The 22,505-nt window shown below is 66.5% G+C and carries 21 protein-coding genes; 11 read left to right on the forward strand and 10 right to left on the reverse strand.

Annotated elements, in window-relative coordinates; genetic code table 11:
- Nucleotides 1-720, forward strand: a complete 720-nt coding sequence (locus ACSQ3D_RS12205) for a hypothetical protein (RefSeq protein WP_436127064.1) — start codon at nucleotides 1-3, stop codon at nucleotides 718-720.
- Nucleotides 717-1,304, forward strand: coding sequence for a hypothetical protein (locus ACSQ3D_RS12210; RefSeq protein WP_436127065.1), 588 nt, complete (start codon nucleotides 717-719; stop codon nucleotides 1,302-1,304). Before ACSQ3D_RS12205 ends, ACSQ3D_RS12210 begins: the two co-directional genes overlap by 4 nt.
- 214 nt (nucleotides 1,305-1,518) lie before the next feature.
- Here ACSQ3D_RS12210 and solA read toward each other — a convergent pair whose 3' ends face one another.
- The 6 genes from solA to ACSQ3D_RS12240 form a co-directional block, all read right to left on the reverse strand.
- Nucleotides 1,519-2,751, reverse strand: coding sequence for an N-methyl-L-tryptophan oxidase (gene solA, locus ACSQ3D_RS12215; RefSeq protein ID WP_436127066.1), 1,233 nt, complete (start codon nucleotides 2,749-2,751; stop codon nucleotides 1,519-1,521).
- The gene (locus ACSQ3D_RS12220; protein ID WP_436127067.1) at nucleotides 2,748-4,100 is read right to left on the reverse strand and encodes an LLM class flavin-dependent oxidoreductase; all 1,353 of its coding nucleotides are present in this window, start codon (nucleotides 4,098-4,100) and stop codon (nucleotides 2,748-2,750) included. Before ACSQ3D_RS12220 ends, solA begins: the two co-directional genes overlap by 4 nt.
- Nucleotides 4,101-4,181: 81 nt before the next feature.
- Nucleotides 4,182-5,054: an ABC transporter permease gene (locus ACSQ3D_RS12225; RefSeq protein ID WP_436127068.1), complete on the reverse strand. Its 873-nt coding sequence runs from the start codon at nucleotides 5,052-5,054 to the stop codon at nucleotides 4,182-4,184.
- Nucleotides 5,051-5,944, reverse strand: coding sequence for an ABC transporter ATP-binding protein (locus ACSQ3D_RS12230; protein ID WP_436127069.1), 894 nt, complete (start codon nucleotides 5,942-5,944; stop codon nucleotides 5,051-5,053). Before ACSQ3D_RS12230 ends, ACSQ3D_RS12225 begins: the two co-directional genes overlap by 4 nt.
- Nucleotides 5,945-5,946: 2 nt before the next feature.
- On the reverse strand, nucleotides 5,947-6,957 hold the full coding sequence (locus ACSQ3D_RS12235; RefSeq protein WP_436127070.1) for an ABC transporter substrate-binding protein: 1,011 nt from the start codon (nucleotides 6,955-6,957) through the stop codon (nucleotides 5,947-5,949).
- 30 nt (nucleotides 6,958-6,987) lie between these two features.
- Nucleotides 6,988-7,875, reverse strand: a complete 888-nt coding sequence (locus ACSQ3D_RS12240) for a TauD/TfdA dioxygenase family protein (protein ID WP_436127071.1) — start codon at nucleotides 7,873-7,875, stop codon at nucleotides 6,988-6,990.
- A 347-nt stretch (nucleotides 7,876-8,222) separates the two neighbouring features.
- On the opposite strand from ACSQ3D_RS12240, the gene ACSQ3D_RS12245 reads away from it, so the two are divergent.
- The 7 genes from ACSQ3D_RS12245 to ACSQ3D_RS12275 all read left to right on the forward strand — a co-directional run bounded on the left by ACSQ3D_RS12245 (nucleotide 8,223) and on the right by ACSQ3D_RS12275 (nucleotide 13,998).
- The gene (locus ACSQ3D_RS12245) at nucleotides 8,223-9,062 is read left to right on the forward strand and encodes an ABC transporter substrate-binding protein (protein ID WP_436127072.1); all 840 of its coding nucleotides are present in this window, start codon (nucleotides 8,223-8,225) and stop codon (nucleotides 9,060-9,062) included.
- Between the two features lie 93 nt (nucleotides 9,063-9,155).
- Complete coding sequence (locus ACSQ3D_RS12250; protein ID WP_436127073.1) at nucleotides 9,156-9,851, forward strand: amino acid ABC transporter permease; 696 nt, start codon at nucleotides 9,156-9,158, stop codon at nucleotides 9,849-9,851.
- A 16-nt stretch (nucleotides 9,852-9,867) separates the two neighbouring features.
- Entirely contained in the window at nucleotides 9,868-10,599 is a 732-nt protein-coding gene (locus ACSQ3D_RS12255; RefSeq protein WP_436127074.1) for an amino acid ABC transporter permease, read from the forward strand.
- Nucleotides 10,596-11,342, forward strand: a complete 747-nt coding sequence (locus ACSQ3D_RS12260; RefSeq protein WP_436127075.1) for an amino acid ABC transporter ATP-binding protein — start codon at nucleotides 10,596-10,598, stop codon at nucleotides 11,340-11,342. The genes ACSQ3D_RS12255 and ACSQ3D_RS12260 overlap by 4 nt, the downstream gene beginning before the upstream one ends.
- A gap of 153 nt (nucleotides 11,343-11,495) precedes the next feature.
- Complete coding sequence (locus tag ACSQ3D_RS12265; protein WP_369817143.1) at nucleotides 11,496-11,810, forward strand: HU family DNA-binding protein; 315 nt, start codon at nucleotides 11,496-11,498, stop codon at nucleotides 11,808-11,810.
- A 194-nt stretch (nucleotides 11,811-12,004) separates the two neighbouring features.
- A complete protein-coding gene (locus ACSQ3D_RS12270) occupies nucleotides 12,005-12,997 on the forward strand; it encodes a Bug family tripartite tricarboxylate transporter substrate binding protein (RefSeq protein ID WP_056417379.1) in 993 nt (330 codons plus the stop codon).
- A gap of 236 nt (nucleotides 12,998-13,233) precedes the next feature.
- On the forward strand, nucleotides 13,234-13,998 hold the full coding sequence (locus ACSQ3D_RS12275) for an SDR family oxidoreductase (protein ID WP_056417377.1): 765 nt from the start codon (nucleotides 13,234-13,236) through the stop codon (nucleotides 13,996-13,998).
- A gap of 34 nt (nucleotides 13,999-14,032) precedes the next feature.
- On the opposite strand, the gene ACSQ3D_RS12280 is transcribed toward ACSQ3D_RS12275, so the two are convergent.
- Nucleotides 14,033-15,766 (reverse strand): hypothetical protein, encoded by a 1,734-nt coding sequence (locus ACSQ3D_RS12280; protein WP_436127076.1) that lies wholly within the window; start codon nucleotides 15,764-15,766, stop codon nucleotides 14,033-14,035.
- Between the two features lie 229 nt (nucleotides 15,767-15,995).
- On the opposite strand from ACSQ3D_RS12280, the gene ACSQ3D_RS12285 reads away from it, so the two are divergent.
- A complete protein-coding gene (locus ACSQ3D_RS12285; RefSeq protein ID WP_436127077.1) occupies nucleotides 15,996-16,484 on the forward strand; it encodes a hemerythrin domain-containing protein in 489 nt (162 codons plus the stop codon).
- A gap of 184 nt (nucleotides 16,485-16,668) precedes the next feature.
- Here the strand turns inward: ACSQ3D_RS12285 and ACSQ3D_RS12290 are convergent, their stop codons facing one another.
- Nucleotides 16,669-18,786 carry a putative bifunctional diguanylate cyclase/phosphodiesterase gene (locus tag ACSQ3D_RS12290; protein ID WP_436127078.1) on the reverse strand — a complete coding sequence of 706 codons (2,118 nt, stop codon included), beginning with the start codon at nucleotides 18,784-18,786 and terminating at the stop codon, nucleotides 16,669-16,671.
- Between the two features lie 325 nt (nucleotides 18,787-19,111).
- On the reverse strand, nucleotides 19,112-20,134 hold the full coding sequence (locus ACSQ3D_RS12295) for a helix-turn-helix domain-containing protein (protein ID WP_436127079.1): 1,023 nt from the start codon (nucleotides 20,132-20,134) through the stop codon (nucleotides 19,112-19,114).
- 201 nt (nucleotides 20,135-20,335) lie between these two features.
- On the opposite strand from ACSQ3D_RS12295, the gene ACSQ3D_RS12300 reads away from it, so the two are divergent.
- Complete coding sequence (locus ACSQ3D_RS12300; RefSeq protein WP_436127080.1) at nucleotides 20,336-21,274, forward strand: SphA family protein; 939 nt, start codon at nucleotides 20,336-20,338, stop codon at nucleotides 21,272-21,274.
- Between the two features lie 2 nt (nucleotides 21,275-21,276).
- Here ACSQ3D_RS12300 and ACSQ3D_RS12305 read toward each other — a convergent pair whose 3' ends face one another.
- Complete coding sequence (locus ACSQ3D_RS12305; RefSeq protein ID WP_056417359.1) at nucleotides 21,277-22,419, reverse strand: helix-turn-helix transcriptional regulator; 1,143 nt, start codon at nucleotides 22,417-22,419, stop codon at nucleotides 21,277-21,279.
- Between the last annotated feature and the right edge of the window lie 86 nt (nucleotides 22,420-22,505).

Genomic DNA, 22,505 nt, shown 5'->3' on the forward strand with positions numbered 1-22,505 from the left:
ATGACCGAATTTGTACGCCCAGGCCCGTTGGGCACCAATGAGCACGACAGCACTGGCGAGTTCTCCAAAATCCGGCTGCACGAACCATCGCACAGCTTCATTGGCAAGGGGCACACTCCAACTCCTTTAGGAACGCACTCGACTGACGCGGAATCGCGACGCTCTTCGCAGCGCTACCCCGCACCGGCGCGCAGCATGCCTTCAGATTCGAGCCACGGCAACAAGTCCCAGCAGAAATCTGCCCCAGGGGTATCAGCGTCAACCAGTTCGTCTGCAGTTGGCGACAAGCCCCATTGGGGCAACGAGCAGAGCCTCAAGCGCATCGCTGATACGGATGAACACGTGAGGACTTGGCTTCGCGCTGCTCTGTCCAATGCCGGCGAGTACCAGACCCCAGGTCTCTGGCTGGCTGCGCGACGCGAAGAGGGCCTTGACCGCTATGACAACAACTTGGCCGCCGCTGAACGCTTCGCCATGGCGGCAGAGGGATTCTGGAATGTTTTCCCGGGCTCGCAGACGATGGCTATCGCGGGCAAGAAGCTGCTGCAGCAAGCGCGCATGAATGTTCCGGGAGCCGAAGCGTTGCTCGGCAAAGCAGGTTCCAGCAATCCCGATTTCACCGAAAGATGGGGCCAACTTGGTAACTCTTACCACCAACTTGGTATGACTCCACAGGCCGCTTGCGAGGCAGCCATGACGCACAAGTTCTCACGCAAATGACAAGGGACGTCGCCGAGGCAGCGCACAGCAAACCCAAGAGCGCTTCTCACTTGCGCGCTTTCTGGCTACCTGCAGGGTGTTTGTTGGCTGCCGCAGTATGGGTTGACTTGATTTTGCAGGCACCTTTGGCTGGGCTGGCAGTTTCTTTTCTTGCACTGCTTTGGACCGCGGCAGCGGTCGTGTCAGGACTTTTGAAGCGCCACAGCGTCTTTGCCACATTGCGAAGCCATCAAGTATCGGTCAGTCTGATCGGGACGTACTTTGCCAGCGTGGCCTGCGGCCTCATCGTCAGCCATCTGGTGTTCAGCCAAGCGCAAGGGCTGCGTGAGCAGATCCGACAAAGCCGCAAGTCGGGCACCGATGTCGACACTGCGGCCCTACAAAATGTCTACGATTCGTTTTGTACTTCACGGTGGAATGGACGTTGTGGCTGGATGAACTATCGAATTCTTTACAACACCGATGGCGCATCAGATCAAGGACCTGGAGCTTCCGGGGTGTTGGTTGTTTTCCAGTTCTTCACTGAGAGAGTCGCGATTTCGGTTGAAACGGGACGGATCGTGCTGCGCCGTAGCATCGATTGAGGGTGGGGTGCGAGAACGCGGGACCATATTCGCGCATGCGCTTGCGCGTGCGCTTACCTGTGTTGCTCAGGCCCAGGCTGCTTTGCTTCAACACCTTATTGTCTCGGCCTCCAGCCTCCGTAGTCACATTACGCAGGGATTCGTGCAGAAGATCCTTTGACGGTCTGCAGGCAACCGTAGTCCTCGGCAACGCTCCGCGCTGGGTGAGTAACAGTCAGGCGCCTGCCGGCGCAAACCGCCCTGCCGACAAGGTCGAGAGGTCCGCCCATTCCGGCAGCCCCAGCACCCGCAGCGCCAGCACCTCGCCAATGGCGGCCGAGTGCTTGAAGCCGTGCCCTGAGCACGGCGACGCCACATGCACGCCCTGCCATCCCGGCAGGCGGTCGATGACGAAGCCGTGGTCGGGGGAGACGGTGTAGAGGCACGCATGGGCCTGCGAGAACTTCGCCTCGGGCGCATGGAGCCGCGGCTGCACGTAGCGCTGCAGCATCTCCTCCACCTCGCCAGGGGCGACCGTGCGGTCCACCGCCTGGGGCGTGGTGGTGGCTTGGTACTGGGCGGTGGCGATCTTCAAGGCGGGAGCACCGGGCCCCACGGCCGGAAAGCCGTAGAACGCAGGGCCGTCCTCATCCCCCTGCGCCCAGATGAACACCGGAAACCGCGCGGGCGAGAACGCATCGGTATCGGCACCGATGTCGAACCAGAACATCACCTGGCGGTAGACGCTCAACTGCCCGGCCAGCGGCGCGCTGTGCAGCGCCCCGCCCGCCTGCACCAGCTGAGGCAGCCATGCGCCCGCGGCCAGCACCACCTGGTCCGCGCGGTAGGTGCCGCGCGTGGTGGTGGTGACCACCGTTGCATCGCCCAGCGGCGTAAGGGATAGCAACGTCTCGTGGGTGTGCACCTCGGCGCCGTGCGTCTGCGCCACCTGCAGCTGGGCGCCGATGGCCACCTCGGGGCGGACGAAACCTGCATCGCGCTCCCAGTAGGCGAACTCGTCGCCGCGCAGCTTGAACTGCGGGTAGCGGCGCCGCAGGTCGGCCGTGTCCAGCACCTCGTGCGCTATGCCGTGGCGCTGTGCAATGCCGATGGTCTTGCGCACGAAATCATCGGGCTTGCCCGCCCTGGGGGCCGCGACGTCGCGCGGGCCCAGCACCAGGCCGTGGGTGCGGGTGTAGATGGACTGGCCCGTGGCGGCCTCCAGCTCGGCCCAGATCTCGTGCGAGCGCCGCACCAGGGGCACGTACTGCGCGCCCTCGCCCACGGCCAGCCGGGTGATGCGGGTCTGCCCGTGCGACGAGCCCAGGCTGTGCGGCGGGGCGAACTGGTCCAGACCCAGCACGCGCGCCCCGCGCCGCGCCAGCTGGTACAGCGTGGCTGCGCCCACGGCCCCCAGGCCCACAACGATGGCGTCGTAGTGCGGAATATCTTGGGTGGGTGAACTCATGCCGTGGCCCCGGCACGCCGCGCAGGGTGCGCGGGCCGCGACAGGCCCAGGTGCTCGCGCAGGGTCGTACCTGCATAGTCCTTGCGGAACAGGCCCCGGCGCTGCAGCTCGGGCACTACCAGCTCGGCAAAGTCCTTCAGGCCATGGGGCAGCGTGGGCGCCAGCACGTTGAAGCCGTCGGCCGCCCCGGTGGTGAACCAGTGCTCCAGCTGGTCTGCAATGGATTCTGGCGTGCCCACCAGCGTCCAGTGGCCCCGCGCGCCGGCCACTTTTTCGTACAGCTGGCGAATGCTCAGTCCCTCGTCGCGCGCCATCTTGGCGAACAGTTCCTGGCGGCTCTGCCAGCCCTGGGTGACCGGCAGGTCTTGCGGAAACGTACCGTCGACCGGGTAGGCGGACAGGTCGGCATTGCCCAGAAAGGTGGACAGCAGCCCCACGCCCAGCACCGGGTCGATCAGGCCCTGCAACTGATCGAACTTGTCCTGCGCCTCCTGCTGCGTGCGCCCCACGAAGGGCGAGATGCCCGGCAGGATCTTGAGCTGGTCGGGCGTGCGTCCATACGCCGCCAAGCGGCCCTTGAGCGACTGGTAGAACGCGCGCGCAGCTTCAGGCGTCTGCTGTGCGGTGAAGACCACCTCGGCCGCGAACGCCGCCAGGTCCTGCCCGTCGCTGGACGAACCGGCCTGCACCAACACCGGGTAGCCCTGCGGCGAGCGCGGCGTCTGCAGGCCGCCATGCACCTTGAAGTGCTCGCCGTCGAACGCCACGCGGTGCAGGCGCTCGGGGTCGAAGAACTGGTTGGCCGCCTTGTCGTGGATGAAAGCCTCGTCTTCCCAGGTGTCCCACAGGCCTTTGACGATCTGCACGTACTCGTGCGCGCGGGCATAGCGGTGCGCATGGTCGAGCTGTTTGTCGAGGCCAAAGCTGCGCGCCTCGAAGTCGCTGCCCGACGTCACCAGGTTCCAGCCCGCGCGCCCGCCGCTGATCTGATCCAGCGTGGCGTACTTGCGCGCCAGGTGGTAGGGCGGCAGGTAGGTGGTGGACACGGTAGCCACCAGGCCAATGCGCTCCGTGGCCTGCGACAACGCCGACAGGGCCAGCAGCGGCTCCATCGGGTACCACAGCGCGTTCTTGGCGACCACCGCATCGGGCGGCCCGGGCAGGCCCACGTTGTCGGCAAAGAAGATGGCGTCGAACTTGGCGGCTTCGGCAATCTGCGCCCATGCACGCAGTTGCGCGATGGAGCTGGCCGCGCCGGGGTTCACGTCCGGGTGGCGCCACGCGGCCAGGTGGTGGCCCACGCCGAAGAAGAAGGCGCCCAGGTGCATGGTGGGAGAAGGTGTCGGCATGGAAGAAGGCGTTGCGCCCGTCGAGAATGAAAGAAGAAGGTTGCACGCCCCGCCCAGGGCCCGGGCAGGCCGCCACCGCGCTCAGCGTTGCTGCCCCCACTTGCGCACGGTCAGCCGCTCCAGCGTGGCAAAGCCCAGGCTCTCGACCAGCAGCCCGATGAGCACCACCATGACCAGACCAGCGAACACGCGGTCGGTGTAGAGCTCGTTGCGGTTCTGGAAGATGTACCAACCCAGCCCCCCCTTGCCCGACGATGCGCCGAACACCAGCTCGGCCGCGATCAGCGTGCGCCAGGCAAAGGCCCAGCCGATCTTCAGTCCCGACAGGATGGCCGGCAGCGCAGCGGGTATGAGGATCTGCAGCACATACGGAATGCCGCGCAGGCCGTAGTTGCGGCCGGCCATGCGCAGGGTCTCGGGCACGCCTTGAAAGCCCGCATAGGTATTGAGCGCCAGCGGCCACAGCACCGAATGGATCAGCACGAACACCAGGCTGCCCCGCCCCAGGCCAAACCACAGCAGCGCCAACGGCAACAGCGCAATGGCGGGCAAGGGGTTGAACATGGACGTGAGCGTGCCCAGCAGGTCGCGGCCCAGCCGGGTGGACACCGCTAGGGTTGTGAGCGCGAACGCCAGCACCACGCCCGCCACATAGCCCTGCACCAGCACGAACAGCGACAGGCGCACTTTCTCGATCAGCTCGCCGCTCCAGAGGCCTTCGACCAGCGCCTTCATCGTGGCGCTGAACGTGGGCAGCAGCAGGTCGTTGTTCTGCCAGCGCGCGGCGACTTCCCACACGGCGGCCAGCACCGCCAGGATGACCGCCTTGCGCAGCCACTCCTGGCCCCAGATGCGGTCTGACCATGGCAGGGCGCGCTCCACCGGCACATCGCGAAACGGCTCCAGGGTGCGCTCGTACTCGGGCCGCACAGGCGGGTGCAAAAGTGGGCTCATGGCTGCGCGTGCCCTTCTTGGGTTGTTTCTTCTTCGAACAGCAGGTGGTGAATGCGCTGCGCCGTGGCCTGGAAGGCGGCACCGCCGAGGCTGCCCAGGTGAAATTCGTGGCTGTTGATCTCGGCGCGCATGCGGCCGGGGTGTGGCGACAGCAGCGCGATGCGATTGCCGACCACCAGCGCTTCTTCGATCGAATGCGTGACGAACAGCAGCGTGAAACGCACCTCGTCCCACAGCGCGAGCAGCTCTTCCTGCATCTTGCGGCGCGTGAGCGCGTCCAGCGCGGCGAAGGGCTCGTCCATCAGCAAAATGCGGGGCTGCATCGCCAGCGCCCGGGCAATGGCCACGCGCTGCTTCATGCCGCCCGACAGCTGGTGCGGGTGCACATCGGCAAACTTTTCTAGCCCTACCTTGGCCAGGTAGTGCAGGGCCCGCTCGGCGGCTTCTTTCTTGCCCACCGTGCGCGACGCGAGCAGCGGGAACATCACGTTCTGCTTCACGGTCTTCCAGGGCGGCAGCTGGTCGAACTCCTGGAACACCACGATGCGGTCCGGCCCGGGCGCGCTCACCCGCTGCCCACCCAGCCGGATCTCGCCTTCGATGGGTGCGATGAAGCCTCCCACCGCCTTGAGCAGCGTGGACTTGCCGCAGCCCGAGGGGCCGAGCAGCACGAAACGGTCGGCCGCATGCACGTCGAAGCTGACTTGGTGCGTGGCGCGCACCACGCGTTCGGTGGTGCGGTATTCCAGGCTGACGCCATCGACCTGCAGGAGCGCACCGGTGGCCGCATGCGGTGCGGCGGCTGGCGCCGGCGCGGCGTGCGGTGCATCCACTGCGGCTTCAGCCAGAAAGCCCTGCCGCAGCGCAAGGTCAGGCGCCAGCACGGGCATGGTCAGTTCCCCGCCGCGTTGTGCGCGTCTGCAAAGAAATAGTCCTTGGCAGAGGCAGGCTTGTTCTTGATGGCGCCAACGCGGTGCATGAACTCGGCGAGCGCGTAGGTGTTCTGCGGCGTGATCTTGAACTGGACTTCGGGGTTCTTGATGATCTTGAGCAGCAGGTCGCGGTCGGTCTTGGCGTTGCTGACCTTGAGGTAGATGTCGGCCGCCTTCTCCGGGTTGGCGGTGACGAACTGCGAGGCCTCGTTCAGCGCATCGATGAAGGCCTTGTAGGTCTTGGGGTTCTCGGTGCGGAATTTGTCGGTGGCGTATAGCACGGTGGCCGACGAGGGGCCGCCCAGCACGTCATAGGACTTGAGCACGATGCGCGCCTGCGGGTTGCCCGCCAGCTCCTGCTCTTGGAACGGCGGGTTGCCGAAGTGCGCCGAAATCTCGGTGCCGCCCTTGATGATGGCTGCGGCTGCGTCGGGGTGCGGCACGGCCACGCTGATCTTGTCGAGCTTGTTGAATTCCTTGTCGCCCCAGAGCTTGGCCGATGCCAGCTGCAGCACGCGCGACTGTACCGACACGCCCACGGCCGGCAGTGCGATGCGGTCCTTGTCGGTGAAGTCCGCAATGGTCTTCACGTTCGGGTTGTTGGTGACCAGGTAGTACGGGAAGTTGCCCAGCGACGCCACGCCCTTCACGTCTTGCCGGCCCTTGGTGCGGTCCCAGATGGTGAGCAGCGGCCCCACGCCGGCGCCGGCAATCTCGATGTTGCCCGACAGCAGCGCATCGTTGACGGCGGAGCCGCCCGAGAGCTGCACCCATTCCACCTTGGCATCCACACCGGCGGCCTTGGCGTGTTTTTCGATCAGCTTTTGCTCTTGCGCCACGTTGAGCAGCAGGTAGACGATGCCGAACTGCTGGGCAATGCGGATCTGGCCCTCTGCATGGGCGGCAAGGCTGCCGAAGGCAAGGCCCAGGCCGGTGGCGATGGCAGCGGCTTTGCGTGTGAAGTTGTTCATGGTTTTGTGTTTCTCTCTGGAGGATGGAGGTCAGAACGGTGCATCGCCCTGGATCGTGGTGCGGTAGAGCTTGCGGCGCAGGTGGTCAGGCGTGCCGGCGGCCAGGTGCATCAGCGAGCGGTTGTCCCAGAAGACGAGGTCGTGCGGCTGCCAGTGGTGGCGGTAGATGAACTCGGGCTTGACGCTGTGCGCGAACAGTTCGGCCAGCAGCGCATCGCTCTCTGCCTGCGGCAGGCCGACGATGCGCGTGGTGAAGTGCTCGCTCACGAACAGCGCCTTGTGGCCGGTCTCGGGATGCGTGCGCACCACGGGCTGCACGGCGGGCGAGACTTGGTCGATCTGCGCCTGTGAGAGCTTCGGGCGCCAGGGGTTCTTGGCGCGCAGGTCTTCGTATTTGGCGAGGTAACTGTGCTCGGCCTTGAGCGGCAGGATGCGCTGCTGCAGTTCGGGGCTCAGGGCCTCCCAGGCCAGGTGCTGGTCGGCAAACAAGGTGTCGCCGCCCTCGCTGGGCAGCTCCTGCGCGTGCAGCAAGGACCCCAGGCTGGGATGCGGCTTGTACGAGATGTCGGAGTGCCAGTACACGCCAGCATCCCCTAAGCCGATCGGCTCGCCGTTGTCCTTGATGTTGGAGACGATGAGGATCTCCGGGTGCCCCTTCAACTGGAACTGGTGCAGCACGTGGATCTCCAGCGGGCCGAAACGTCGGCTGAAATCCACATGGGCTGCAGGCGACACCTGCTGGTCGCGGAACACCAGAACGTGGTGGTCCAGGTGCGCCTGGTGGATGCGCGCGAATTCGTTGTCGCTGAGGGGCCGCGAGATATCGAGGCCCACGACTTCAGCCCCCACGGGCGCATCGAAGGGCCGTATCTCGAAGTTCTGTACGGGGGCAGGAGAACGGGTGGCAGTGGCAGTCATTGGGGGCTCTCGCGCTCGGTTCGCAGGGGCTGGTGCATGGGAGCTGCCGACTGTAGGGATGCTTCGTTCTACACGGAACGAATGATTAGTTGCTTGTTTATGAAATAAACATCCAAAGGAATCATCTGCCTGCGGAGTTGCAGCGGGCAAGCACGCTCGCACGGTAGCGCAGCCCTGTCGCGTCGTGCTGGTCAATGAACTGATTTGGATATGCGCTTTCCTTCGTTGGCCGCGTGGGGGCGCCCGCCTATCGTCGCGGCTCCCGCTGGCCCTGCGCCTTGCCGATGTGCAAGGGCATCTATAGACCAGCGCCTCATCCACCAGAAATACTTCATCAATCAATCACCATGCGACTGAAATTTTCATCCCTCACTGGTTTCATTGCGGCCACGGCGCTGGCGCTTGTGGGCATCACCGCCAAGGCCGACCAACTGGACGACATCAAGAAGAAGGGTGAGATCGTCTTCGGCGTTCTGGGCACCGACGAGCCCAACAGCTTCGTGGACCCCAAGACCCGCGGCTTCATCGGCTACGAGATCGACATCGCCACCGCGGTGGCCAAGAAGCTGGGCGTCAAACCCGTGTTCAAGCAGTTGGCCGTGGCAGCGCGCATCCCCGAGCTGCAGCAGGGCCATGTGGACGTGCTGGCCGCATCCCTCACGCACAACAAGGAACGCGAGGCGCAGATCGACTTCGGCCTGACCCATTTCGTCACCGGCTCCAAGGTGCTGGTCAAGAAGAGCAGCGGCATCCAGAACGTGGCTGACCTGGCCGGCAAGAAGGTGCTGACCGTGAAGGGCGGCACGCAGGAGCCCAACCTGCTGCGCGCCGTGCCGACTGCCGAGGTCGTGACCTTCGAGAACACCCAGCAGGCCTTCCAGGCGCTGCAGCAGGGCAAGGGCATTGCCTACGTCAACGACGAGTCGTCGCTGTACAACGACGTGGCCAAGCTGGGCGCCAAGGGCGGCGACTACCTGATCCTTCCGCAGAACCTGAACGTCGAGCCGCTGGCCCTGGGCATCCGCAAGGGTGAAACCGCGCTGAAGAAGGCCATCGACGACACGCTGCGCAGCCTTGAAGCCTCGGGCGACGCCGAGAAGCTGTACGAAAAGTGGTGGGGCGCCCAGAGCAAGCTCAAGTTCGCCAAGCGCACGTTCCGCTTCGAATCGGACAAGGTGGACGGCTGAGCGCTTCACGCTGGTCCCCTGATCGCTGATCGCTGAAGGCCCCGAAGGACGGCCTGCCTTTTCACACAGAGGCAGGCCGCCGCTTTTTGTTGTATGCCCACTTTCGACTTTTCGCTGCTGCTGGCAGGCCCCTACCACGCCATGCTCTGGGCAGGCCTGCGCCTGTCGCTGACCCTGCTGGCCGTCACGCTGCCCCTGGCACTGCTGCTGGGCCTGCTGGTGGCCGTGCTGCGCCTGGCGCCGCTGGCACCCTTGCGCTGGACCGGCTTTCTGTTCGTGGAGTCGCAGCGCAACATCCCGCTGCTCGCCCACATGCTGTTCTGGTACTTCGGTGCGCCCGAACTCCTTCCAGAATCGGCCAGGGAATGGCTCTACCAGCACAACATCGAGGCCATCGCGGCCGTGGTGTCGCTGAGCCTGTATGCCGGGGCCTTCATGGCCGAGGACATCCGCAGCGGCGTCCGGTCCGTGCCCACGGTGCAGCTGGAAGCAGCACGCGCACTGGGCCTGGGGTTCGTCGCGGCCATGCGGCTCGTGGTGCTGCCGCAGGCCGTGCGCACCAGCGTGCCGCCGCTGGTGTCGCAAACCCTCAACCTGTGGAAGGACACCAGCATCGCCACCGTGATCGGCACAGCCGAGCTCATGTACCAGGCCGCCAAGGTGGAGAGCGCGACCTTCAAGAGCTTCGAAGCGTTCACGTTCGCCACGGTCAGCTACCTCGGCGTCTCGCTGGCCATCACCGCCTTGGCGGCGTGGTACCAGCACCGGTACCCGCCACGCGCGGCATGACAGGAGGCACGCCACCATGAGTTTTCTCGAGATGCTCGATGCCTACTGGCTCTTCTTCCTCATCGGCCAGTACCCCGACGGGCCGCTGGGCGGCCTGGCGCTGACGCTGCTCCTGGCGTCGTGCGCCCTGCTGCTGGCCATCCCCGCAGGCCTGCTGCTCGGCCTGGCCCGGGTCAGCCCCTGGGCCTGGCTGCGATGGCCCGTGAGCGCGCTGGTGTTCGTGGTGCGCGGCACGCCGCTGTTGATGGTGATCTTCTGGGCCTACTTCTTCCTGCCCAGCATCACCGGGCACAAGACCGGCCAGTTCACCACCATGCTGATCGCGCTGGTGGTGTTCGACGCCGCCTACCTGGCGGAGATCGTGCGCGCCGGCATCCGCGGCCTGCCCCGGGGGCAGATGGAATGCGCGCGCTCCCTGGGCCTGCCGTACCTGGCGTCCATGCGCCTGGTGGTGCTGCCCCAGGCACTGCGCAACATGCTGCCGTCTCTGGTCAACCAGTTCGTCTCCACCATCAAGGCCACGTCGCTGGGCTACATCATCGGCCTGGCCGAGGTGTCGTTCATCGCCTCGCAGATCAACACGCTCGTGTTCACGCTGCCCACGCAGGTCTACCTGGTGCTGGGGTTCACTTATTTCGTGCTGTGTTTCGGCCTGACGCGCTTCGCGGTCTGGCTGGAGCAACGGCTTGCGCAGCGCGCTGCGCGCCCAATGCCTCTCCACGCCCCCGCTGCGGGGGCCGCACCATGATCACCTTCGACAACGTCAACAAGTGGTATGGCGACTACCACGCGCTTGCAGACATCACCGAGACCGTCGCCGCCGGCGAGGTCGTGGTCGTGTGCGGGCCGTCGGGCTCGGGCAAGTCCACGCTGATCCGCACCATCAACCGGCTGGAGCCCGTCGACAAAGGCCGCATCACCGTCAACGGGCAGGACATCCACGCCCCCAAGCTGAACCTGAACGTGCTGCGCGCAGGCATCGGCTTCGTCTTTCAGCAGTTCAACCTGTTTCCGCACCTGACGGCGCTGGACAACTGCACGCTGGCACCGCTGCATCTTCGCAAGGGGTTGCCCGACCAGGCCCGCCAGCGCGCGCTGGCCCTGCTGGACCGCGTGGGCCTGGCGCACAAGGCCCACGCCCACGCCGCCGAGCTGTCGGGCGGCCAGCAGCAGCGGGTGGCCATTGCCCGCGCGCTCACCATGGAGCCCCGCATCATGCTGTTCGACGAGCCCACGAGCGCGCTCGACCCCGAGATGGTGGGCGAGGTGCTGTCGGTGATGCGCGACCTGGCGCGAGACGGCATGACCATGGTGTGCGTCACGCACGAAATGGGCTTTGCGCGCGAGGTGGCCGACCGCATCTGGTTCATGGACGCGGGGCGCGTGCTGGAGCGCGCCAGCCCCCAGGCGTTCTTCGACAGCCCGCAGCACCCGCGCGCGCGGCAGTTTCTGTCGGACATCCGGGCGCCGCTGCCTGACGCGGCCACCTGACGCCGCCGCCTGATGCCGCCGCCTGACCCTTGGCCGGATGCAGGCGTTGTGAAAAAATAGACCTCCAGCGTCGCCGACTTTGCATATGCGCAGAACAAGTGCGCCCGGCGGGCAGCGCTTGCGCTATAAATAGCGCACCTCATCCATCTTTGTGTGAAAGCATCCATGAACCGCGCAGAACTCGTTGATATCCTGGCTTCCAAGAATGATCTGTCCAAGGTTGCGGCCAACGCCGTGCTGGAGACGCTGATCGAGACCGTCCAGACGGCCGTCAAGAAGGGCGACACCGTCCAGCTGGTGGGCTTTGGCACCTTCAAGTCCGCCAAGCGGGCCGCCCGCACAGGCAAGAACCCCTCCACGGGCGCCGCCCTGAAGATCCCTGCCACTACCGTGCCCAAGTTCGTCGCTGGTGCCAAGTTCAAGGCCGCCGTCGATCCCAAGGCCGCCAAGCGCAAGGCGGCCAAGTAAGCAGGCCCCGCCGCTTCGGCACAACCGCCCCAGGCTTCGGCCTCGGGCGGTTTTTTCTTTGCGCGGCCAGGGTAGGCGGCGCGCCGCCCATATGGCGCTTTGCAGCTAAGCATGTGACAAAACGGTCGTTCTCCTGAGAGCAGCAGGGCCAGACAATCGCGCCTCCACCGCTCCTGTCCACGACCGCCATCAACATGCACGCCGCCGCAGCCCCCTTCAAATCCCTCGTCGTGCTGTGGCTCGCCGCGTGGGCAAGCTGTGCCGCGCTGGCGCAGCCAGCGCCCGCCACGCCCTTCCCCACCAAGACGGTGCGCGTCACCGTGCACAACTCGCCCGGCAGTGCGCCCGACGTGCTGGCGCGCTACCTGTCCCAGCGCCTGTCCGAGCAATGGAAGCACGCGGTGGTGGTGGACAACCGCGGCGCCGCCGGCGGCATCGTGGCGGCCGATGCGCTGGCCAAGGCACCGGCGGACGGCCACACCCTGCTGGTGGGTGGTGACGGCCCCATCACCATCCTGCCCAACCTGCAGAGCAACCTGCCCTACAACGCGCAGCGCGACCTGGTTCCGGTGGTCTCGCTCGGCCATGTGGACTTCGTGCTGGTGGCCCACCCCAAGACGGGGTTTCGCAGCCTGGGCGACTTCGTGCGCGCCGCCAAAGCCCAGCCGGGCCGCTACAGCTACGCCTCGGCCGGCAACGGCAGCGCCCTGCAGTTCAGCATGGAGATGCTCAAGCAGCAGGCCGGCTTCTTCGCCACGCACATCCCCTACCGCGGCGGCCCCATGGGCCTGCAGGACGTGATTGCCGGCCAGGTCGAAGTGATGTTCATCGCCCTGGGCCCCGCACTGCCGCACATCCGCAGCGGCAGGCTGACGCCACTGGGCACCACCGGCGACAAGCGCAACGCCCTGCTGCCGGACGTGCCCGCCATTGCGGAGACCTATGCGGGCTACGGCTCAGGCACCTGGTTTGGCCTTTTTGCGCCTGCCAACACACCGCAGCCGGTGCTGGACACCATTGCCGCGGACGTGGGGCGCATCGTGCAGACCCCCGCGGCGCGCGCTGAATTGGCCGCCCAGGGTATCGACGCCACGGGCTACCCGCAGCAGCAGTTCCAGCGCCAGGTGACCGCAGAGTACGTGCGGTACGGCCAGATCGTGAAGACCGCCGGCATCAAGATCGAATGAGTCGGGCCGCGGCGGTGGAGCCACCGCCCAAGCACCGGCACTTCATCGCCAACACCAGCCCGCCGCGCCTGCGCAGCGCGCGCAGGTGCATCCTGCGGGAGTGCGTGCCCTGCAGATGGCAAACCCGTGCCGCCGCTCAAGGCGAGACCCGATCACGCACAATGACGGCTCACCATCCGCCGGCCCGCCCTGCACATCCCGGGGTCCGCCGAGCAAGCCATCAAGGAGCATTCCACATGAAGCAGCAGAGAGTCGCCGTCGTCACGGGCGCAGGTTCCGGAGTCGGCAAGGCCGTGGCGCTCGCCCTGGCGAGCGATGGGTACAGCGTGGTCCTTGCCGGGCGGCGCAGCGCGTTGCTCGATGAGGTGGCGGCACAGGCCCAGGCTCTGTCCGGCGCGGACGAGCGGATGCTGTGCGTGCCCACCGATGTCGCCGACCCTGCGGCCGTGGAGCGGCTCTTTGCGCAAACGGTGGCCCGATTCGGCCGCGTGGATCTGCTGTTCAACAACGCCGGACGCGGCAACCCGCCGGGGTCGTTTCTCGACTGGACGCCACAGCAGTGGCGCGATGTGGTGGACGTGAACCTGAACGGCATGTTCTATTGCCTGCAGCAGGCCTTTCGCGTCATGCGCGACCAGGCCCCGCAGGGGGGCAGGGTCATCAACAACGGATCGATCTCTGCCCACACGCCCCGGCCCAACTCGGCCGCCTACACCTCCACCAAGCACGCCGTCATGGGCCTGACCAAGACAGCGTCGCTCGACGGTCGCCAGTACAACATCGCGGTGGGCCAGATCGATATCGGCAACGCCATGACGGACCTGGCGTCGCGCATGGCCAAGGGCGTTCCGCAGGCCAACGGCGACATCGCGGTGGAGCCACTGATGGATGTGGACATCGTCGCCCAGTCCGTGCTGTACATGGCCAACCTGCCGCTCGAAGCGAACGTGCTGTTCCACACGGTGATGGCCACCAAGATGCCTTTCGTCGGCCGCGGCTGACCTGCCGCGCTGCAGTGCCGCTCGCCTGGGCCCGTCAGGCGCCGGAGACCTGCAGCACCAGGGTGTGCAAGGCGTCGAGCGTGTCCTGCCGATCGCGTTCGGACGCTTCCTGGTCGCGCTGCTGGCGCTTCAGCTCCTTGATCAGGGGCAGCAGGTCCTTGTAGCTCGACTGCTGGCCTGGCGTGGTCTGGCTGCCCACCACCTGGTTGTTTTCGACCTTGAGGCTGTGCAGCGATTGCGATGCCTGGTGGGTCAGCGTGGCCCGCGTGGGCTCGTCATCGTCATAGGCCAGCCGCATCTCGGTCGTGCTGCTGTCCTCCACCGTGTTGTAGTAGTAGTTCTGCGACGCGGCGGTGGAGTCGAACTTGGGCGCGGCCGAGCTCAACAGCGACTGGTGGTATGCGGCCGAGAGCTTGGACGTTTGCGTCTGTGTGACGGCGCGGGTGCCGCGCGAGGTTCCGGCAATGTCGGTGGACTGGTTCAGCGTGTACTGAAACTGATCCCGCTCCTGCGTGCGCCGCGGGTTGGTGGCGCGCGTGGTGGCCGCGATGCTGGCATGAAAGTCTGCCAACCCCGTCATGAGGCTCTGGTCCTCGGCACTGAACGCTTGCGCATCGCTGCGCAGCGGCAGCGCGCCCGGACTGATGCCCAGGCGGCTGCTGTCACGGCCCTCGCTGGGGTAGCTCGCGTGCATGGCAGAGAAGGTGGACTTGAACAGCTCCACCAGGCCAGGGTTGGCCCGGCCACGCTCTGCGGCCTGATCGATGCGGCCCAGGTACTGCGCCACCGCCCTGTCCTTCTGGGCAGCACTGCCCCACTGCGCAGGCTGCCGGAGGTCGGTGTTCATCGCCACCACGCCTTCGCGCGTCTTGATCTCGACCTCGCGGCGGCTGGCATCGAGCCGCAGGTCGGCGCCCAGTTCCAGCACCCGCTTGCCTTCGTTGTCGAAGCCGTAGCGCTCGAACTTGAGCTCCACGCGCCCGAGCGCCTTGCTGTCGAACTGGAGCAGTTTTTCCAGGTCGAGCCGCGGCTCGTCGCCTGCCAGGCCCTGCACGGCTGCGTCGAACCCTGCCGCCAGGGCCTTGAGCGCATCGCGCTCCTGCGCGGTGAGTTCACCGTCCACTTCGATGGAGACCGACATCCCGGACCCGGTGGGGCTGTATTCCTTCTGGTCCGTGATGGACAAACGCACTTTCGCGCCCGAGGCGGTCTCGATGGACAGCTCCGCACTGGCGCTGGGCCTGCTTTGGAAGGCCCACAGCGCATCGGCGGCCTTGCGCTGGATCTGGCCGGGCGAGTAGGCCGCACCGATGTTCATGATGGTCTGGCGGTACCCTGCCCCCATGCTGGCCACCTGTTCCAGCAATGCGCTCCCCACACCCGCCAGCCGCCCCTGCTGCGTCGTTCCACTGGCGTTGCGGCTCATGATCTCGGCCAGCGCATCATCGGGCGCCTGTTCCCAGACCTGCATCTGACCGCCGCGGGTCTGCACGTTCAGGAGTGCTTCATAGGTGGCTTGCGCCGTCTCCAGGCTGCCCGGCATCTGCGTGACATGCAGGAAGCGCTGATCGCCCCCCGCCGTGCTGGCGGTGTAGGCAGCCGTTGCGCTGCCCGGCGTGTACGACGTGACGGGCACGGACCGGGCGGAGGCATCGGGCCCGCCGGCGGCACGCGACGGGGACGCCACCGACACCGACGACGCGCCCATGGAGCTGCGCACAGGCACGGGCACGGCCGCAGAGGGAGTGGCAAGGCCTACAGTGCTCATCTTCGATGCTTCTCCTCCGCTGTTATCTGAGGGTTATCGGCAGATGGCGCGACAACTGAAGCGTAGATCGCAAGGCGGCGACCGGCATCGCCTGCCATGCAGGCGCGCCTGCAGCGGTGCGCATCCGGGGTGATGACGGAAAGCAAGGGTGTGCGCCTACAAAAGCGCCTGCGCCGCATCCTGAACATGGGTGTTGCATATCCATATCAACCCCACAGGAGTTTTCCCCATGCCTACCAGCCAACGCCAGAAAGACGTGTGCGATCTGCTTGATGCCGACCACAAGGCCGTCAAGAAGATGTTCAAGGATTTCGATGCACTGACCGAATCCAAGGCGCGCAGCGCCACCCAGTCGCGCCTGGACCTCGCGCGCCAGATTTGCATGGAGCTGACGGTACATGCCCAGGTGGAAGAAGAAATCTTCTACCCCGCAGTGCGCAATGCCATCAAGGAAACCGACCTAATCGCCGAAGCGGAAGTGGAGCACCAGACCGCCAAGGACTTGATTGCCCAGATCGAAGCGGCCGAGACCGCGGACGAAGAGTTCAACGCCAAGGTGAAGGTGCTGGGCGAATACATCGACCACCATGTGAAGGAAGAGCGCAACGAGATGTTCCCGAAAGCCCGCGCGGCCAAGAAGCTGGACCTGGTGGCGATGCGCGACGAGGTCGAGGCCCGCAAGCAGGAACTGATGGACGAACACCTCGCCGCGGCTTGAAGATGAGCGTCAAGAAGAGCAGCTGCGCAGCTGCACGGCACTGAGGACCACAGCCCAGAAGCCCAACACTCCGCATATGCGGGCTGTTGGGCTTTTTGTTTTCTTCTGCGGTGAAGATGGGCCATTGCAGCCAGGCGGTACTGGCCCCATGCCTGCGCCAGACCGGAACTCACCGCGCCGGCTTTCACGCCCTTTGCGCCATCACTTGCGGGGTATGCAGATGGAACGCCTCGGAAAACTCGTAGGCAGACACCGGTCGGCTGAACAGGTAGCCCTGCCCCTCCTCACAGCCGATGCGTTGCAGATAGTCGCGCTGCGCAGCGGTCTCGATGCCTTCTGCCACCGTCTCCAGGTTGAAGCTGCGGGCCATGTCCTGGACGGCGCGCACCACGGCAGTGTCACGCGCAGACTCCGGCGTGTTCTGCACGAATGACCGGTCGATCTTCAGGCGGCTCAGCGGGTACTTCTTGAGCAGGCTCAGCGATGCGTAACCGGTGCCGAAGTCGTCGAACGCAATGCCCACCCCCATGTCGCGAAGCTGGTGCAGCACCCCCAGCACCAGGTCGTCATCGTCCAGCACGATGTTCTCGGTGATCTCTAGCTCCAGGGCCTGCGGCGGCACACCATGTCTTTGCAGCGCAGCGGCCACCTCCGCCACCATGTCGTTCACCCTGAACTGGGCGCTGAACAGGTTCACCCCCATGCGAAAGTCGCTGGCACCGCCGCGGCGCCAGCGTGCCGCTTGCGCGCACGCCTCGTCCAGCACCCAGAAGCCCACCACCGCGGCCAGCGGGCCGCTCTCGAGCGCGGGCAGAAAGGCCGCTGGCGACAACAGGCCCCGCTGCGGATGTTGCCAACGGATCAGCGCCTCCGCGCCGCGCAGCGCACCGTCGCTCAGCCTGATCTGCGGCTGGTAGAACAACACGAACTCGCCTTCGCTGACGGCGCGGTGCAGCTCGATGCTGTAGAGCCTGCGGGCCGCGGCCTCCATGCGCAGGTCCGCCACGTACGCGAACACCTGTCCGCGCCCGTGGCTCTTGGCTTTGAACAGCGCGAGGTCCGCATTGCTGAACAGCTCCAGCGCCTCGTGCGCGTCGTGGGGCGACGTGGCCAGGCCGCAGCCCGCCGTGATGAGAATCTCCTGCCCGTTCACACTGACCGGGTCGGCCAGGCTCTCGACCATGTTTCGGGCGACCGCGGTCGACTCCGCGCGGCTGGTGCACCCGGGGATGAGCACCGCAAATTCATCCCCACCGGTGCGCGCCACCGTGGCCAGGGAAGGGGCGCACTCGACCAGCCGGCGGGCGGCCTCGCGCAGGACGGCATCGCCCACCGCAGGCCCCAGCGCGTCGTTCACCTCCTTGAAGCCATCGATATCGATGATCAGCAGGCAGGCCCCCGCAGGCCCGGCCATCGCTTCTTCCATGCGCCGATACAGGCTCGCGCGGTTGGCCAGTGCTGTGAGCAGGTCGGTGGTGGCCAGCCTGCGAAGCTCGGCAGAATGCCCGTGGCTGTCCGACAGGTCGTGCAGATGCGCATGGAAGGTGAGCTTGCCCTGGTCGGTCCAACAAAAAAGCGCCAGCCCCAGAGGAAACTCCGAGCCGTCCTGGCGCACGCCGCGCAAGCCGTCGGGCACCACCAAGCCATCGGCCGTCCCGGCGGCGGCAGCCTGGGCCACGAGCTGCGCCACGGCGTCGCGGTGGCGCTCCGCCAGGAAGCTTGGCACCATCCGGCCCGGGCCGTCTGCCGCCGTGTACCCGAAGATGGCCGCGGCGGCCCTGTTCCAGGCCATGATCCGCAGGCCCTCGTCAAACCACACCACCGCCGTGGGCGAGGTGCGGGCATCTGCGCCGAAGGGCTGGCGCGCCCGCTCCGTGGAGTGCTCCAGCCTGCGCAGTTCGAGGCGGTCGCAGGCCATCTGGGCCAGGTCCGAAAGACGCGCGCGGTCATCGTCCGAGAAATCGAAATGCGGCACGCTGTCGAGCACGCACAGCGCACCGAGCGGCAACCCAGCCGGCGAGTACAGCGGCACGCCGGCGTAAAACCGGACGCCCGAAAAGCCGGTGACCAGCGGGTTGTCGTAGAAGCGCGCATCGCGGGTCGCATCCGGCACGACCAGCACCTCGTTCTTGGCGATGGCATGCGCGCAAAACGACACGTCTCGCCGCATGTCCACCCGCTGCCCCTCGAAACCCGTGCTGGCGGCAAAGAACACATGGTCGTCGCCCACGAGGTTCACGGCGGCCACCGGCATGCCGAACACCCTGGCGGCGATCTGCACCACGGAATCGAGGCTCGGCAAGGGGCGGTCGCTGTGAAGCCCGTAATCGGAAAGCGCCTGAAGACGTGCGGCTTCTGACTCCAGAACAGGGGGGCACTTCACTACGCTTCCTCCAAGTGGGGTGTTGCCATGGTCGCGCGGGTCCCCACGCGGGCATGCGACGAAGGTGGATGGGCGAAATGGTGCCAAAACCTGGCGGACTTGCAAGTTTTAAAGCGCACCAAGAGCACGCAAAGGATCCCTATCGGTCGCCAACCACCGCAAGTGCGGCCGGATTGCGTTACATCTTGCAGTCTTTGTGCAGCGACATTGCCGCGTGAATACCCGAAAACGGCGGCAGGAGCGTTCAGCCTCCAGCCGTGCCTGCGGCCTGTCGCAGGGCCAGCGTCCTGGACGGCAGCTCTCCGAACTGGCGACGGTAGTCCGCGGCGAACAGCCCCAGGTGCCAAAACCCCCAGCGCGCCGCAGCATCGTGAACGCCGCCGCACTGGCGGTGGCCCGCCCGCAGCTGGCTGCGCACGGCATTGAGCCGCAGCACGCGCAGATAGCGCGCAGGGCTCATGCCCACGATGTCCTGAAAGCAATAGTTGAGCTTGCGCAGGCTCGCGCCCACGTGGCGGCAGATGTCGGGAAGCGAAGGCGGGTCGTCCGGGCGCTGCATGATCATCTCCCGCGCCCGGTGCACGATGCGCCGGCGCAAGGCGATGGATTTCAGGTGCGAGGTATCTGCCCGCAGCGGCAGCGAGTCCAGAAACGCCAGCAGCGTCTCGTCGCGCATCCGCGCCATCCCCTGGGGCGTTCCCGCGGCGGGCTGATCTTCAGCACGCGCCACGGCAAAGGCCTGCTGGAGTTGCGCACGCAGTGACTGCGCGACGGCCGGGTCCACGGCGACCGCCAGTTGTTGATCGAGCCACGGGGCCACGGGGCGGTCAAAGATCCGCTGCGAGAGTTCCTCGACCACATCGCAGTCCACCGAGAAGGCGCCGATCTGCGACGCGCCGCTGTTGCACAGATCCAGGTCATCGCCCCTGCCCACCAGCAGCGCGCCCGCGCCGAAGCGCTGGCCGTTGCAGATGGCCTGGCCATCGGGCTCCAGCACCATCGCGAATCCATACATGTGCCGCCCGATCTCGCCCCGCTGGCGCACGGACCGGTTCATGGTCTCGCGGACCATGTACGCGCCGGGCAGCGCGATGTGCTCCACCCGTCCCTGGAAAACGCCTTGCGAGAGCTGCTCGTACTGCAGCGCCCACTGCGGCAACGAGCTCGCGTGCTCCTGCACATCCGCGGTATCGGCGCGGTGCTGCCCCAGGCGCATGCCGGCTTCGCCTGGCGGCACGGGGCCGTTTTCGTCCTGCGTATTTCTCACCAACGACCCTCCTTGCATGCCCCGCGGGGCCACCACGGTGCGGGCCTGAAATATCGGCGAGCGCCCGGCATGCAGGGCCCCGAAGAAACCCCTACCGCGGCATATCCCGTTTGGTAGGTGCCGCCGCCCTGCCCCCTGCCTAACCTTCTGGCACAGACAGACGCTTTCTTCCACCCACCCTCCCTCCACGAGACGCATTCCATGCAAATTTCATCCATCAGCCCGCGCAATTACCTGGTGACGGCCGGCATCCTGGGCCTGGCCTGCGCAGCGCAAGCCGTCGAGAACGGCGCCCCGATCACCCCCATCGGGGTGTTCGATTTCGGCGCCGGCATGCTGCCCCCACCATCGGACGTGGCGACCGTGGGGGTGCGCGCCGCGCAGTACAGCGCGACGCGCCTGAAGGACACGAACGGCAATGCTTCGCCCGTGGGCATCAAGATCCGGGCGACCAGCGTCGGTGCAGCCGTGGTGAAGATGACGGACACGCCCTTGCTCGGCGGCACCTACGGATTCTCGGCCGTCGTCCCGTACCTGGACATGCAAAACCGCCTGAATGTGCCCACGCCGGTGGGCCCGCTGGCGCTCAGCGGCGAGAACCGGGCCATTGGCGACGTGCAGGTGGCACCGGTGATCGTGAAGTGGACGCCCTCCCCCGGCGTGTTCATGAACGCCCGCGTGGAGCTGCAGCTGCCCACCGGCTCGTACGACCGCACCCGCATCATCAACGCAGGCACCAACCACTGGACGGCGTCACCCACGTTCGCGTTCACCTACATCACGCCCGGCGGGTTCGAGGTGTCGTCCAACATCCAGGTCAATGTGCACGGCAAGAACAAGGACACGCAGTACCGCTCGGGTATGGAGTACCAGCATGACTTCGCCGTGGGCCAGCACGTGGGCCCGTGGACGTTCGGTATGGGCGGCTACCTGTACAGGCAGCTCACCGACGACAAGGTCAATGGCGTGCGCTTCCAGGACGGGAACCGCTCACGCGTGGTGGCGCTCGGCCCCAGCATCAGCTTCTTCGAGCTGGGCTCCGACTGGCCCCTGGTCTGGGCGCATGTCTACAAGGAGTTCGGCGCCCGCAACCGCTCGCAGGGCACCCAGTTCGCCGTGCGTGCGGCCTGGACGTTCTGAGCTCAGCGAACCCTCCACCTGTCCGGCCCCGACAGATGCGCAGCCGCAGACGACAGCACCAGGCGCACCAGGTCGGACTGGCGATGCTGGCCGGTCTTGGCCTGTATCTGCTTGAGCTGCACCCTTGCCGTGCCCACCGACACGCCGCGCTGCACGGCATAGTCCTCCACGGAGCTGCCGGTCGCCAGGGCCGCGAGCAGGCGGGCCTCGGTCGGCGTCAGGCCGAAGAGGTTTTCCAGCGCGCCGGGCGGCAGGTCCAGCGTCTGGTCGGCGGCCGAGATGACCAGCATCAGCGCCCCGGGTTCGCCCGCGGCCTGCACGGCCACGTGCAGCGACTGCGCGCCCTGCCCCATTCGGATGTAGCCGACTTCCTGCCCGGGTGCGCTCTGCACCTTGGCAAGCTGATCCAGCAGCCGGCGCGTCTCCACCGTGCTGCGGCCCTGCAGGGATTCGCCGCGCAGCGTGAGGGCCGCCTCGGGCCCGAGCAAGGCCAGGGCCTGGCGGTTGGCCCACTGCACACGGCCCTCGTCGTCGCTCAGCACGATGCCAAAGCGCAGCGCATCCATCAACTCGCGCAGGCGGTCATCACGCTGCACCGACGCGTTGAGCTGCTCGGTGAGCAGGAACGCCTGGCCGAAATGCGGCGCCAGATCGGCCAGCCGGTGGGCGTGCTGCTCGCTGAAATCTCCCGAGTCCTGCACCGACCGGTGCAGCGCCAGGCCCAGGTACACACCACGGCCGACATCCTGCAACGTGCCGATGAAACGGCCCAGGCCCAGCATGGCCAGGCGCTGCTCGAGCTGGGGCCGCGCTTCGTCCCCGGGGTCGAACAGCACTTCATCGCCGGCCACGCGGTCCAGCCCGCGCAGCGCCCGGTGCAGATTCAGCCGCGGGTTGTCGCCATCGGCCAGCCCGTGGGGCTCCCTGGCCAGCCCGGCCAGGGTCCGCGAATCGCGGGCCGACCACAGGATGCACGCGCGCCCCTGCTCGAAGCGGAATGCCTGCACCACCGCCGAGCACGCGCCAGTGGACAGGCACAGCCTGTCCAGCGACTGGGTCCAGCGCGCCGGTTGCGCGGCACTGGCGTACAGGTCCAGCAACAGTTCGTCGGGCTTGCTCAGGTATGCAGAGGCACTGTGGCTCATAAAAAAGAAATGAATTCGATGGCCGGCGTCGCAGGTCCGCACCCAACGCAGTGCGCCAACGCCAGCCTGCAGCCACCACAGGCCCT

Source organism: Acidovorax sp. LjRoot117 (assembly GCF_964252695.1).
Taxonomy (GTDB): domain Bacteria; phylum Pseudomonadota; class Gammaproteobacteria; order Burkholderiales; family Burkholderiaceae_C; genus Acidovorax.